At 71.6% G+C, this 12,584-nt stretch carries 13 protein-coding genes; 11 read left to right on the top strand and 2 right to left on the bottom strand.

Going from position 1 to position 12,584, the window contains the following annotated elements:
• Positions 1–53: 53 nt before the first annotated feature.
• From paaB to paaE, 4 genes are all read left to right on the top strand, one after another.
• Positions 54–356, top strand: coding sequence for a 1,2-phenylacetyl-CoA epoxidase subunit PaaB (gene paaB / locus V1633_RS22205; RefSeq protein WP_331216309.1), 303 nt, complete (start codon positions 54–56; stop codon positions 354–356).
• On the top strand, positions 353–1,111 hold the full coding sequence (gene paaC / locus V1633_RS22210; RefSeq protein ID WP_407952081.1) for a 1,2-phenylacetyl-CoA epoxidase subunit PaaC: 759 nt from the start codon (positions 353–355) through the stop codon (positions 1,109–1,111). Before paaB ends, paaC begins: the two co-directional genes overlap by 4 nt.
• Positions 1,112–1,304: 193 nt before the next feature.
• A complete protein-coding gene (paaD, locus tag V1633_RS22215) occupies positions 1,305–1,781 on the top strand; it encodes a 1,2-phenylacetyl-CoA epoxidase subunit PaaD (protein ID WP_331216310.1) in 477 nt (158 codons plus the stop codon).
• Positions 1,778–2,887 (top strand): 1,2-phenylacetyl-CoA epoxidase subunit PaaE, encoded by a 1,110-nt coding sequence (gene paaE / locus V1633_RS22220; protein ID WP_331216311.1) that lies wholly within the window; start codon positions 1,778–1,780, stop codon positions 2,885–2,887. Before paaD ends, paaE begins: the two co-directional genes overlap by 4 nt.
• A gap of 47 nt (positions 2,888–2,934) precedes the next feature.
• Here the strand turns inward: paaE and V1633_RS22225 are convergent, their stop codons facing one another.
• Positions 2,935–3,702 carry a GNAT family N-acetyltransferase gene (locus V1633_RS22225; protein WP_331216312.1) on the bottom strand — a complete coding sequence of 256 codons (768 nt, stop codon included), beginning with the start codon at positions 3,700–3,702 and terminating at the stop codon, positions 2,935–2,937.
• A gap of 161 nt (positions 3,703–3,863) precedes the next feature.
• Positions 3,864–4,340: a YcxB family protein gene (locus V1633_RS22230; RefSeq protein WP_331216313.1), complete on the bottom strand. Its 477-nt coding sequence runs from the start codon at positions 4,338–4,340 to the stop codon at positions 3,864–3,866.
• Between the two features lie 105 nt (positions 4,341–4,445).
• Here V1633_RS22230 and V1633_RS22235 point away from each other — a divergent pair, with 105 nt between their 5' ends.
• From V1633_RS22235 to V1633_RS22265, 7 genes are all read left to right on the top strand, one after another.
• Complete coding sequence (locus V1633_RS22235; RefSeq protein ID WP_331216314.1) at positions 4,446–5,735, top strand: phospholipase D-like domain-containing protein; 1,290 nt, start codon at positions 4,446–4,448, stop codon at positions 5,733–5,735.
• Positions 5,736–5,905: 170 nt separating this feature from the next.
• On the top strand, positions 5,906–7,105 hold the full coding sequence (mqnC, locus tag V1633_RS22240) for a cyclic dehypoxanthinyl futalosine synthase (protein WP_331216315.1): 1,200 nt from the start codon (positions 5,906–5,908) through the stop codon (positions 7,103–7,105).
• A 537-nt stretch (positions 7,106–7,642) separates the two neighbouring features.
• Entirely contained in the window at positions 7,643–8,860 is a 1,218-nt protein-coding gene (locus tag V1633_RS22245; protein WP_331216316.1) for a hypothetical protein, read from the top strand.
• Positions 8,861–8,968: 108 nt separating this feature from the next.
• Complete coding sequence (locus tag V1633_RS22250; protein ID WP_331216317.1) at positions 8,969–9,679, top strand: demethylmenaquinone methyltransferase; 711 nt, start codon at positions 8,969–8,971, stop codon at positions 9,677–9,679.
• Between the two features lie 216 nt (positions 9,680–9,895).
• Positions 9,896–10,510 (top strand): hypothetical protein, encoded by a 615-nt coding sequence (locus tag V1633_RS22255; RefSeq protein WP_331216318.1) that lies wholly within the window; start codon positions 9,896–9,898, stop codon positions 10,508–10,510.
• Positions 10,511–10,820: 310 nt separating this feature from the next.
• The gene (locus V1633_RS22260) at positions 10,821–12,098 is read left to right on the top strand and encodes a geranylgeranyl reductase family protein (RefSeq protein WP_331216319.1); all 1,278 of its coding nucleotides are present in this window, start codon (positions 10,821–10,823) and stop codon (positions 12,096–12,098) included.
• A gap of 120 nt (positions 12,099–12,218) precedes the next feature.
• Complete coding sequence (locus V1633_RS22265; protein WP_331216320.1) at positions 12,219–12,584, top strand: NADH-quinone oxidoreductase subunit A; 366 nt, start codon at positions 12,219–12,221, stop codon at positions 12,582–12,584.

The raw sequence follows: 12,584 nt of genomic DNA on the forward strand, positions 1-12,584 counted from the left end.
GGTCGGCCCGGTGTCGCGGCCCACGGGGCCGCCGAGCGTAGCGGGGTGACGGCATGAGTGGTGACTCGACGGACCGGCGTGGCTGGCCGCTCTGGGAGGTTTTCGTCCGCCCCCGGCGCGGGCTGTCGCACAACCACGTGGGCAGCCTGCACGCCCCGGACGCCGAGCTGGCGCTGCGCAACGCCCGGGACGTCTACACCCGACGCCAGGAGGGGGTGTCGATCTGGGTGGTTCCGGCCGCCGCGATCACCGCCTCCAGCCCCGACGAGAAGGACGCCTTCTTCGCCCCGGCCGCCGACAAGGTCTACCGGCACCCGACCTTCTACGAGGTACCGGACGGGGCGGCGCACCTGTGAACACGTCTGTGAACGGCACCGGCACGCCCGGGGTCACCACCGTGGAGCACCTGCTGGCGCTCGGCGACGACGCGTTGGTCGCCGCGCAACGGCTCGGCGAGTGGGTGGCTGCCGCACCGGAGCTGGAGGAGGACGTCGCGCTGGCCAACATCGCCCTGGACCAGCTCGGCGCCGCCCGACTGCTGTTGACGTACGCGGGCGAGCTGGAAGGGGCCGGCCGGGACGAGGACGCGCTCGCATACCTGCGGGACGACCGCGAGTTCCGCAACTGCCTGCTGGTCGAGCTGCCGAACGGCGACTTCGCGGTGACCATCGCGAAACTGCTCTTCCTCTCCGCCTACCAGCTACCGCTCTACACCCGGCTCCGCGGCTGCCCCGACGAGCGGCTCGCCGCCATCGCCGGCAAGGCCGGCAAGGAGGTCGCGTACCACCTCGACCACGCTCGACTGTGGACACTTCGGCTCGGTGACGGCACCGCCGAGTCGCACCGGCGGATGCAGGCGGCGGTGGACGAGGTCTGGCCGTACACCCACGAGCTGTTCGCGGCCGATCCGACCGCGCCGGTCGACCCGGCCGGGCTGCGGGCCGACTTCCTGGCCGTCGTCGAGCCGGTGCTGGCGACCGCGACGCTGGACCGGCCGGCGGACGGCTGGGCCCCGGATGGCGGACGTGCCGGACGGCACACCGAGCACCTCTCCTACCTGCTCGCCGAGATGCAGGTCCTGCACCGCGCCCACCCCGGGGCGAACTGGTGAGCGCGAGGAGTGCGGGAGCGCAGCGACCAAGCCCCGCAGTCGCGAACGAAAGGTCAGCGCTGGTGAGCGCGAGGAGTGCGGGAGCGCAGCGACCAAGCCCCGCAGTCGCGAACGAAAGGTCAGCGCTGGTGAGCGCGAGGAGTGCGGGAGCCCAGCGACCAAGCCCCGCAGTCGCGAACGAAAGGTCAGCGCTGTGAGCGCGCGGGCGGCGGTGGCGGCGGTGGTCGATCCGGAGCTGCGGGTACTGACCATCGAGGACCTCGGCGTCCTGCGCGACGTGACGGTCGAGCCGGAGACCGGGCGCGTCACCGTGACCATCACCCCGACGTACACCGGTTGTCCGGCGATGGACGTGATCCGGGCCGACATCCGGGCCGCGCTCGCCGCCGCCGGGCACCCCGACGCCGAGGTACGCACGATCTACGCCCCGGCCTGGAGCACCGACTGGATCTCGGAGGCCGGTCGGGCCAAACTCGCCGCCGCCGGCATCGCCCCACCCGGCCCGGCGGCCGGTTCCGGCGGCCCGGTGGCACTGACCCTCTCGGTACGCTGCCCGCGCTGCGGGACCGCCGACACCGAGCAGCTCAGCCGGTTCGGCTCGACCGCATGCAAGGCGCTGTGGCGGTGCCGGGCCTGCCGGGAACCCTTCGACCATCTGAGGGCGCTGTGAGTGTGACCATCACCCGACCGGTACGTCGCCGGCCGGTCTTCCACCCGCTGCCGGTCCGGAGCGTCGACCGGCTGACCGAGGACGCGGTCGCGGTCACCTTCGAGGTGCCGGCGGAACTGCGGGACAGCTTCGCCTTCCGGGCCGGCCAGCACCTCACCGTGCGCCGGTTCGACGCGGACGACCTGGAGGTACGGCGGTCGTACTCGATCTGCTCGACCCCGGCGGAGCTGGTCGGGACCGGTCGGTTGCGGATCGGCGTGCGGGAGGTGCCGGGCGGCGCCTTCTCCCGGTTCGCGGTCACCGCGCTGCGGGCCGGGGACACCGTCGAGGTGCTGCCACCGCTGGGGCACTTCACCTCGGCGTTCTCCCCGGACCGGGCCCGGCACTATGCGGCGGTGGTCGCCGGTTCCGGGATCACCCCGGTCTTCTCACTGGTGGCGACCGCGCTCGCGGTCGAACCGGCCAGCACGTTCACCCTGGTGTACGGCAACCGGCACGCCCGTACGGTGATGTTCGCCGACGAGCTGGCGGACCTGAAGGACCGGTATCCGGAACGGCTGCACCTGCTGCACGTGCTGTCCCGGGAGCCGGGCGAGTCGCCGCTGCTCTCCGGCCGGATCGGCGCCGACCGTCTGGGCCGGCTGCTGGACACGCTGGTGCCGGCCGACCGGATCGACGAGTGGTTCCTCTGCGGCCCGTACGGGATGGTGGTCGACGCCCGGGAGGTGCTGGCCGCCCGGGAGGTGCCGGCGGAGGCGGTGCACGCGGAACTGTTCCACGTGGACGCCCCGCCCGCCCCGCCGGTCCGGCCGGTGGGCGGGTCCGAGGTTGGCAGCGAGGTGACGATCCGGCTGGACGGCCGGACGTCGAGTTTCCGGATGGGGCGGGACGAGCGGGTGCTCGACGCCGCGTTGCGGGTCCGCGGCGAGCTGCCGTACGCCTGCAAGGGCGGGGTCTGCTCGACCTGTCGGGCGAAGGTCGTCTCCGGTGAGGTCACCATGGCCCGCAACTACGCCCTGGAACCGGACGAGCTGGCCGCCGGGTACGTGCTGACCTGTCAGGCCAGCCCGGTGACCGACACCCTGGAGATCGACTACGACGGCTGAGCCCGGCCCGACGGCATCGACCACGACGGCTGGGCCCGGCGTGCGGCTCAGGCCGGCAGTTGGACGGCGAGTATCCGGGTACGGACGCGGAAGCCGGTGCGGTCGTACATCGCGCGGGCCGGGTTGCCGTCCGCCACCTGGAGGCCGAGGGTCGGCAGCCCGGCGGCACGGGTGCCGTGCAGGGCGTGGATCAGCAGTGCCCGGCCCAGCCCGTGCCCCTGGGCGTGCGGTGCCACCGCGATGTTGAGGATCCAGGCGCAGACGTCGTCGGTCCACGGAACCGGGCCGGCACAGAGGACGTGACCGGCGCTGCGTCCGTCCGGCCCCACCACCCGGGCCGAGGCGGTACGCAGCGGTGGTACCGGCTCTCCGGTGTCGTACATCGCCTGGATGTACCGGGTGTCCTCGTCCGACCAGGAGCCGTCCGGATGGTCCGGCCCGTACGCGGCGGCACACGCCTCGGCCAGGTCGTCGTCCCAGCCGGCGGCGGTCAGCGTCCATCCGACCGGCGGTTCGGGGACGGCCGGCAGGTCGGCGAGGTCGTGTCGCAGGTCGGTGGCGGCCCGGCGACGTTCGAGGCCGCTGGCCAGCAGGGCCGCCAGCAGGTTGTCGTCCGGGGTCTCCAGCCGGAGCCCGGCGAGGTCCCGGCGGGCCTGGTCGACCACCTCGGGCAGGTCCGCCCCGGGCAGCGGCCGGACGTCGGTGGCGATCCGCTCACCGTCGTCGTCCCTGATGCGCAACCGGGCGAGGGGGGTGCCGCGAACCGTGCGGAGCACGGAGTCGGCGGGCTCGTCCGGGTCCGGGTGCAGCGGCATCGCCGGACCATAGCGGGAGCGGACACCCGACGGCCAACGGATTTGCGCACGGTACGGCGCCGTCGGGTCGGGCGGTGCCGGCGACGCCCCCGGCCGGCCGCCGCTCGCCGGGGCGGTGCCGGCCGCCCCTCGCCGGGTGCCGGCCGTCGCGGGTCGGGCGACTACCGGGCCAGTCCCCGCTCCACGAGCAGGTGCCGGAACTCCTGGCGGCCGGTCTCGTCGGTGCCGTTCTTGGGCAGCATGAGCAGGTGGGAGCGGCCGAGGCGGACCAGCCACATGTCGCTGGTCTCCTGCACCCGGCGTACCGCCGACCAGGCGAACTCGGAGGAGGTGGTCGCCGAGCGGCTGGCCAGCTTCTCCGGGGTCACGGTGATGGTGAGTGGCGGGGTGAGCATCCACTTCTGCATCCGTACCGTCAGCCAGGGCAGGAGCGGGCCCAACGACAGCAGGACGAGGCCGAGCACGATGAACCCGATGCCCTGGCCGGCTTCGTCCGGGTCGAGTGCGACGAGGGTGGCGCCGGCCAACACGATGATCAGGCACGCGACCGTGATGGTCACCATGTACGGCCGCATCGCCCGCCGGGTGGCCCGTACCCAGTGCCTCCGGTCCGAGGGCACCTCGAACGTCACCTGCATCTGTCCTCCGTCGGGGTTGTCGTGCGGTGGGCCAGGACGGATGGTAGATGAAGAATTCCTGCGCAGGGCGTTGTCAGATCGAAGGATTTATACTAGTAAGAGCGGATGAGGAGTTCTGGCCCGCGTCGTACCCCGGTCCGTGTCGTGCTGGCGAGCTGCCTGACGGTGGGGGTGCTGGCTGCCGCGCTGCCCGGTTCGGCGGCGGCCGGCGCCGCGGTCGTCACCGGCCCGGCCGCCGTGCCGGCGGCCGTCGTGCCCGGCAGGGTGGCCGCCGCCGACCCGTTCCCGGCGTACACCGTGTTCAACGTTCCGGCCGAGGACGGCACCCGCGACCGGGCGATCGAGGACGAGCTGGTCCGGCTCGCCGACGGGGTACCGGCCGGCGGCTACATCCGGGGCATCATGTTCAGCTGGAGTTCGCCGGTGGTGGCCGAGGCACTGGCCCGCGCGGCGGCCCGGGGTGCGGTGGTCCGGGTGGTGCTGGACGAGACCGGCGGCGGGGTGAACACCGGTGCGGACAACGCCGCGATGCAGGTGCTCCGCGCGGCCAACCTCGACGACCTGGTGATCTGCGGCAAGACCTCCTCGACGGTGGCCGGGTCGACGGCCTGCATCGGCAACCAGAGCAACTCGATCAACCACAACAAGGTCTTCACGTTCTCGACCAGCGGCACCATGAAACGGGTCGTCGTGGTCAGCTCGCAGAATCTGACCTTCAGCCAGAACAACTACTTCAACACCGCGCTGGTCGTGCACGAGGACTACGAGCTGTACGACCACTTCACCGCGTACTTCAACGACATGCGGGCGCAGCGCAAGAACAACAACTACTTCAACGCCACGAACGGCTACTACAAGTCGCCGAACACCGCGGTGACGGTCTACCACTCGCCCCGTTCCGACAGTGACACCCTGGCTAACCGGCTGGCCGAGGTGACCGCGTACGAGTCCGGTTGTTCGGTGGACGTGGCGCACGCCCAGATCACCAACGCCCGGCCCGAGGTCGCCACCGAGCTGCGCCGGATCGGCCGGCTCGGCTGCCGGGTCCGGGTGGTGTACGGCTCGATGGGCAGCACCACGTACGCCACCCTGAACGGGCAGCCGAACATCTCGCTGAAGAAGTACCACGACGCCGAGGCCAGCAACTACGACGGCCGGGTGGTCACCGTGCACTCCAAGAACATCGTGATCCGGGGCACCTTCGCCGGCGTGCCTGGTCGGAGCGTGGTCTTCACCGGCTCGCACAACATCACCGGACCGGCGTTGCAGGACCACGACGAGACGCTGGTGAAAATCGAGCACCCGGCGGTCTGGGACGACTTCCGGGCCAACTTCGAGACGCTGTGGAGCCGGGCGAAGTGCGTCAACCCGGACAACGGCAGCTGCACCACCTGACCCCGGCCGTCACCACGTCGTCGTCCCGCTGGGCGCTCTCCGGCCGCGACAAGGTACGTCGGCCGCCGCCCACCCGACCCCGCGGCGCATCGTCGACGACAGGGGTGGTCCGGCTGACAGGGATGGGCGGTGCCTGCCGCCCCGACCGGGCGCGGCGTACCCTCGGGGCTGTGACGGTGAGCCGGGAAATCGACGACATCCTGCAACGCGGCGCGGACGGCGGACGGATCACGCCGGAGGAGGCACTGCTCCTCTACACCGAGGCGCCCTTCCACGCCCTCGGTGAGGCGGCCGACGCGGTACGGCGACGCCGGTACCCGGACAACATCGTCACGTACCTGATCGACCGCAACATCAACTACACCAACGTCTGCGTCACCGCCTGCAAGTTCTGCGCCTTCTTCCGGGCGCCGAAGCACAGGGAGGGCTGGACCCACCCCACCGAGGAGATCCTCCGTCGGTGCGGCGAGGCGGTCGAGCTGGGCGCGACCCAGGTGATGCTGCAGGGTGGCCACCACCCCGACTACGGCGTCGAGTACTACGAGGAACTCTTCTCCTCGGTGAAGAAGGCGTACCCGCAACTGGCGATCCACTCGATCGGGCCGAGCGAGATCCTGCACATGGCGAAGGTCTCCGGCGTCTCGCTCGACGAGGCGATCAGCCGGATCAAGGCGGCCGGGCTGGACTCCATCGCGGGAGCCGGCGCGGAGATGCTGCCCGAACGGCCGCGTCAGGCGATCGCCCCGTTGAAGGAGTCCGGCGCCCGCTGGCTGGAGGTGATGGAGCTCGCGCACCGGCAGGGCGTCGAGTCCACCGCCACGATGATGATGGGGACCGGCGAGACCAACGCCGAGCGGATCGAGCACCTGCGGATGATCCGTGACGTGCAGGACCGCACCCAGGGCTTCCGGGCGTTCATCCCGTGGACGTACCAGCCGGAGAACAACCACCTCAAGGGGCGGACCCAGGCGACCACCACGGAGTACCTGCGGCTGATCGCGGTGGCCCGGCTGTTCTTCGAGACGGTTCCGCACCTGCAGGCGTCCTGGCTCACCACCGGCAAGGACGTCGGCCAGCTCGCCCTGCACATGGGGGTCGACGACCTGGGCTCGATCATGCTGGAGGAGAACGTCATCTCCTCCGCCGGCGCCCGGCACCGCTCCAACCTGCACGAGCTGATCTGGATGATCCGGTCCGCCGACCGGATCCCCGCCCAGCGGGACACCCTCTACCGGCACCTCAGGGTGCACCGGACGCCGGCCGACGACCCGACCGACGACCGCGTGGTGTCGCACTTCTCCTCGATCGCCCTGCCCGGCGGCGGGGTGGGCAGGGCGCTGCCGCTGGTCGAGGCGCAGCCGGCCCACTGAATCGTCACTCCCGGGGTCATCCGCGACGGGAGCTTCCGCATCGCATCCGGCCCGGTCCGGGTCCACGCCTGGCCGTGGACCGGGCCGGGTCGCTTCGTTCCGGGACGATTCCGCCCGTTCCGGGCCGCCCCGTTCCGGGCCGCCCCGTTCCGGTCGATCTCCTCCGGGGCGGCGAAGCGGCCAACCGGCCCGGCGGTCGGGCACGGTCCGGTCGGCGTCCCGATGCCCGGTTGCGTGCCGGGGCGGACCCGGACGTGGGTGGTCGCCGACCGCAGGTGGGTCCGGGGGTCGTCGGCGGGTTTCCGTGATCATCCGAATGGTGGATCACGGGCTGTCGATGTGAATGAAATTTCTGCCCATTGTCCTGGGTCCCGGAGAAATGGGCCGCCGCGAAGCCGATTAATTCCGGACATTCCTTGGCTTCGGCGCCGTACGGCGGGGGATAACGGTTCCGTCAAGAGTGTCGCGGCCTCCGAGTCGGACCGGATAACGTCCCGGCTCGTACTTCCGATCTTTCTGCGGGGGAGAGTCATCTTCGTGACGACAGTTCGTGCCGGCCTGCTCAGGGCCGGCGGAGCCGCACTGCTCGCGGTCGGTGCGGTGGCCATGGCCGGGGCGCCGTCGTACGCCGCCGGTGCCGGGACAGACCTGGAACTCTCGGTCGCCGGAACCCGGTTGGCCGCCAACGCCCCGGACAAGGAAGGGTGGGTGAAGGTCACCAACAACGGCACCGACACCCCGGAGTCGTTGACGATCTTCGTGGACACCTCCAAGGTCGACTACGACAAGGCCGTCGTCATCCCGGTCGTCGAGGACTGCGGCGCCACCGGACCCCGGCCCGAGCTGTGGGACTGCGAGGTACCGAAGGCGGAGATCCCGGGACCGGGCCAGACCGCCGAGTTCCCGTTGGTGCTCTTCCGACGGATGCCGGACGTGGGTGCGTACAGCGCGCCGGTCACCTTCACCATCGAGTCGCCCGGCGACTCCAGCGGAGACGACAACTCGCGCACCGTCGACGTGACCTTCACCGAGGAGGGCGGCGTCGACCTCGGCGTACTGGTGCCCGACGTGAAGGACAGGCAGGCCACCCCGGCTGCCGCGGCGGGCACCCCGCTGCGGGCCGGCGACACCACGTCGCTGCTCGGATACGTGACGAACTGGGGCGACGCGGTCGCCGTCGGTGTCAAGATGACCGTACGGCTGCCGGAGCGGGTGACCTTCGCCGAGGTCGAGCCGGACTGTGACTACAGCGCCGACAACCGGGTGGCGACCTGCGAGTACCCCGAGGTGGTGCTGGACGCCAACCCCGAGCTGGGCCACGACCTGGCCGCCCGGTTCTGGTGGCCGGTCACCGTCGACGCCGACGTGACCGGGCCGGTGACCCTGCCGGACGGTTCGTGGACGGTGCAGGCGCTGCGGCAGGAGCCGGTCGGCTCCCCGGCGGCCCGTCGTGCGGCCCCGGAACTGCCGGAGAACGTCACCATGGTCAACGTCGGGGAGGCCGGCGTGACCGAGGTCGACGCGAGCGACAACTCGGACGGCTTCGCGGTTGTTGTCTCCGACGGCGCCGGTGACGGCGGTGGCGGCGGGGCCGGCGAGGGCGACGGCGGTGGCCTGCCGGTCACCGGCGTGCAGGCCGGCCTGACCGGCGGCGTCGGGCTCGCCGTGGTGGCCGCCGGTGTGCTGATGTTCGTGGCCAGCCGGCGACGCCGGGTGGTCCTGGTGACCCCGGGCGACGAGAAGTCGGACGCCTGACGGTCGTTCCCTATCGGTCCGCGAGGGCCGTTCACATAACGCACGGCATCGAGGGCGAGGTGGGCGACCACCTCGCCCTCGGTGTGTCCACGGTGGCAGACTCGCGACGTGACCCGTACTCCGTCCGGACGGCGCGCCAGCCTGGACAAGCAGCCGCACGAGGTCGCGGCGATGTTCGACCAGGTGGCGTCCCGGTATGACCTGACCAACACCATCATCTCGTTCGGCCAGGACCGGCGCTGGCGCCGACTGACCCTGGCCGCCCTGGACCTGAACCCCGGTGACCGGGTGCTCGACGTCGGCGCCGGCACCGGTGTCTCCACCGCCGAGCTGGCCACCTCCGGGGCGTACGCGGTGGGCATGGACCTGTCGATCGGCATGCTCCGGGCCGGCCGGCGGGTACGCCCCGAGGTGCCGCTGCTGGCCGGTGACGCGCTGCGGCTGCCCTTCCCCGACGAGTCCTTCGACGCGGTGACCATCTCGCTCGCACTGCGTAACGTGGTGGACCCGACGGCGGCGCTGCGGGAGATGGCCCGGGTGACCCGTCCCGGCGGCCGGCTCGTGGTCTGCGAGTTCAGTACGCCGACCAACCCGGCCTTCCGGACCGTCTACCTGTCCTACCTGATGCGTTCGCTGCCGGTCGTGGCGCGGGCGGTGGCCAGCAACCCCGACGCGTACGTCTACCTCGCCGAGTCGATCCGGGCCTGGCCTGACCAGGCCGGGCTGGCGGCCCGGATCGCGGACGCGGGTTGGGAGCGGGTGGCCTGGCGGAATCTGACCGGCGGGGTGGTCGCCCTGCACCGTGCCATCCGGGCGTGACGTCTCGCGTCATCCGGTCGTGACGTCTCGCGACCCCGCGGGCGGAATCCGCGCCGTCCGGTCGTCACGTTCGCCGGCGGCCGGTCAGCGGGCGTTGCCGGCACCTCCTTCGACCTCGTCGACAGGGGAGCGACGGTCGATTGTGAAGGTTATTGTGGTAAATGTCTTTAGCCAGTTTGATCCGCATGGTCGGTTTTGACCCCGTAGGCTGCGCCCATGACGGGGGCAGACCGGCGAACCGACGGTGAGGAGCCGATCGACCGAAGTGGATCACCGGCGCGGTCGGGTGCCACGGAGGCGGACGCCGAGGCGGAGGCCGCCGAACTGATCGCCCAGCTCCGGGAGCTGGCCGGGCCGGATCCGGCCACTGTGCGCACCGTGGTCTCCGACGTACTCGCCGCGCTGGACCGGGTCAGCGGCGGCGCCCTACGCGAGCAGTTGCCGTACGACAGCGAACTGCGCCGCGACCGGGCCGCGACGGAAGGGACGGAGCTGGCGGGGACAACCGGGGCACGCCCGGCGGCGACGACCAACGGGCACCCGGTGGAACCGCACCCGGCCGAGCCGTTCCCGCCGTCACCGCATCCCGTCGAACCGCGCCCGACCGACCCGCAGCCGGGGCGTCCCGGGCCGGCCGATCCACATCCCGAACGGCCCGGCCCCGCCGACCCGCATCCGGTCGAACCCCGGCCGACCGACCCGCATCCGGTGGAACCCGGGCCGACCGACCCGCATCCGGCGGAGCCGGGGCCGGTGACGCCGGGTCCGCTGCGCCGAGGTCCCGCCCAGCGCGGCCGACCACAGCAGCGGGACGGCGACGACCGCACCTGAGCCGGCCCGGTCGCCGGTCGTCGTACGCCCGGTCGGTACGTCGCCCCAGCTGGCGCGGTCGGGCCCGAACCGCACCGGGCACACGTCGTCGGCGATGACGCGCCGCACGTGGCGCCCTCCGTCGGTCGACCACAGTGGACGGCAGGACGTACGGCGGAACAACACCGTCGGGTAGGTCGGAAGGTAGCCACCACGCCTACCTCGACGACTTAGGGTCACCTAACCGGTTGCCGGCCTCGTCGCGGTCTTAGACTCCTCCCCGAAACAAGCTTGTGAAGCATTTCACGAGCGACCGGCAGGGGAGGCGCAGATGGCCGCAGTCGAACACGACGCGGATGTCATCGTCGTCGGCGCCGGTCCGGGCGGTTCGACCACCGCCTATCACCTGGCCCGACACGGCGTCCGGGTGCTGCTGCTGGAGAAGACCGAGTTCCCCCGGGAGAAGGTCTGCGGCGACGGGCTCACCCCGCGCGCGGTCAAGCAGCTCGTCAAGCTCGGCGTCGACACCTCGACCGAGGCCGGCTGGCTGCGCAACCGCGGCCTGCGGGTGATCGGCGGCGGGATACGCCTCGAACTCGACTGGCCCGACCTGGCCAGCTTCCCCAACTACGGTCTGGTCCGAACCCGACTCGACTTCGACGACCTGCTCGCCAAGCGTGCCGTCGAGGCCGGCGCGACGCTGCGTACCGGGGTCACCGTCACCGGCCCGGTCCTCGACGAGACCGGCCGGTCGGTCGGGGTCACCGCCGAGGTCGGTCCGGACAAGACCCCCGCGACCTTCCATGCGCCGCTGGTCGTCGCCGCCGACGGCGTCTCCGGGCGGCTTCCGCTCGCCCTCGGCCTGACCAAGCGGGACGACCGGCCGATGGGCGTCGCGGTCCGTCGCTACTACCGGTCAGCGGTCAAGCACCAGGACGACTATCTGGAGTCCTGGCTGGAGTTGCGCAGCCGCGAGCACCCGGACAAGCTGTTGCCCGGCTACGGCTGGATCTTCGGCATGGGCGACGGCCGGGTCAACGTCGGGCTCGGCGCGCTGAACTCGTCGCCGAGCTTCGGCAAGACGAACTACCGCCGCCTGCTGACCGACTGGCTCGGCAACACGCCGGAGGACTGGGGCCTCGCCGACGAGGCGAACGCGGACGGCCCGATCCTCGGTGCCGCGCTGCCGATGGGCTTCAACCGGGTACCGCACTACACCCGGGGTGTGCTGCTGGTCGGCGACTCGGGTGGCATGGTCAACCCGTTCAACGGCGAGGGCATCGCGTACGCGATGGAGTCCGGTGAACTCGCCGCCGAGGTGGCGGTGCAGGCGCTGGCCCGACCGGCGGGCGCGGAGCGGGAGCGGGCGCTGGCCGCGTACCCGACCGAGCTGAAGGTCCGCTACGGCGGCTACTACCGGCTCGGCAACGTCTTCGTGAAGCTGATCGGCAATCCGCAGGTGATGCGGCTCGCGACCAGGCACGGCATGCCGCATCCGACCCTGATGCGGTTCGTACTCAAGCTGATGGCCAACCTGACCGACCCGCGCGGCGGGGACGCCATGGACCGGGTCATCAACGCGTTGGCAAAGGCGGCTCCGGCCGTGTAGACCGCCGTCGGGGCCCGCACGCGGGCGTCAGCGGCACCCCGGGCAGCGTCGCCCGGAGGACTGTGAATAGTGTGAATTTGGCATTGACCGAGGGCCGGGAAGGACGAGCAGGGGAAAACGATGTCGCTCTCGCCGTACGTACCCATCATCGGGCTGTTCGCCCTCGCCGCGGGCTTCGCGCTCTTCTCCGTCGCCTCCGCGCGCCTCGCCGGCCCCCGGCGCTACAACAAGGCCAAGCTCGACGCGTACGAGTGCGGCATCGAGCCGAGCCCGCAGCCGGTCGGCGGCGGCCGGTTCCCGATCAAGTTCTACCTGACGGCGATGCTGTTCATCGTCTTCGATATCGAGATCATCTTCCTGTATCCGTGGGCGGTCTCCTTCGACGTGCTGGGGACCTTCGCCTTCGTGGAGATGGTGCTGTTCATCGTCGCGGTCTTCGTCGCGTACGCCTACGTCTGGCGTCGCGGCGGCCTGGACTGGGACTGA

The organism is Plantactinospora sonchi, assembly GCF_036422035.1.
Taxonomy (GTDB): Bacteria; Actinomycetota; Actinomycetes; order Mycobacteriales; family Micromonosporaceae; genus Plantactinospora; species Plantactinospora sonchi.

What these genes read in the sequence shown, in the direction of transcription:
- V1633_RS22265 (WP_331216320.1), top strand. Translation starts at nt 12,219, where the DNA reads ATGTCGCTCTCGCCGTACGTACCCATCATCGGGCTGTTCGCCCTCGCC.
- V1633_RS22260 (WP_331216319.1), top strand. Translation starts at nt 10,821, where the DNA reads ATGGCCGCAGTCGAACACGACGCGGATGTCATCGTCGTCGGCGCCGGT.
- V1633_RS22230 (WP_331216313.1), bottom strand. Translation starts at nt 4,340, where the DNA reads ATGCAGGTGACGTTCGAGGTGCCCTCGGACCGGAGGCACTGGGTACGG.
- V1633_RS22225 (WP_331216312.1), bottom strand. Translation starts at nt 3,702, where the DNA reads ATGCCGCTGCACCCGGACCCGGACGAGCCCGCCGACTCCGTGCTCCGC.
- V1633_RS22255 (WP_331216318.1), top strand. Translation starts at nt 9,896, where the DNA reads ATGACGGGGGCAGACCGGCGAACCGACGGTGAGGAGCCGATCGACCGA.
- paaB (WP_331216309.1), top strand. Translation starts at nt 54, where the DNA reads ATGAGTGGTGACTCGACGGACCGGCGTGGCTGGCCGCTCTGGGAGGTT.
- V1633_RS22235 (WP_331216314.1), top strand. Translation starts at nt 4,446, where the DNA reads ATGAGGAGTTCTGGCCCGCGTCGTACCCCGGTCCGTGTCGTGCTGGCG.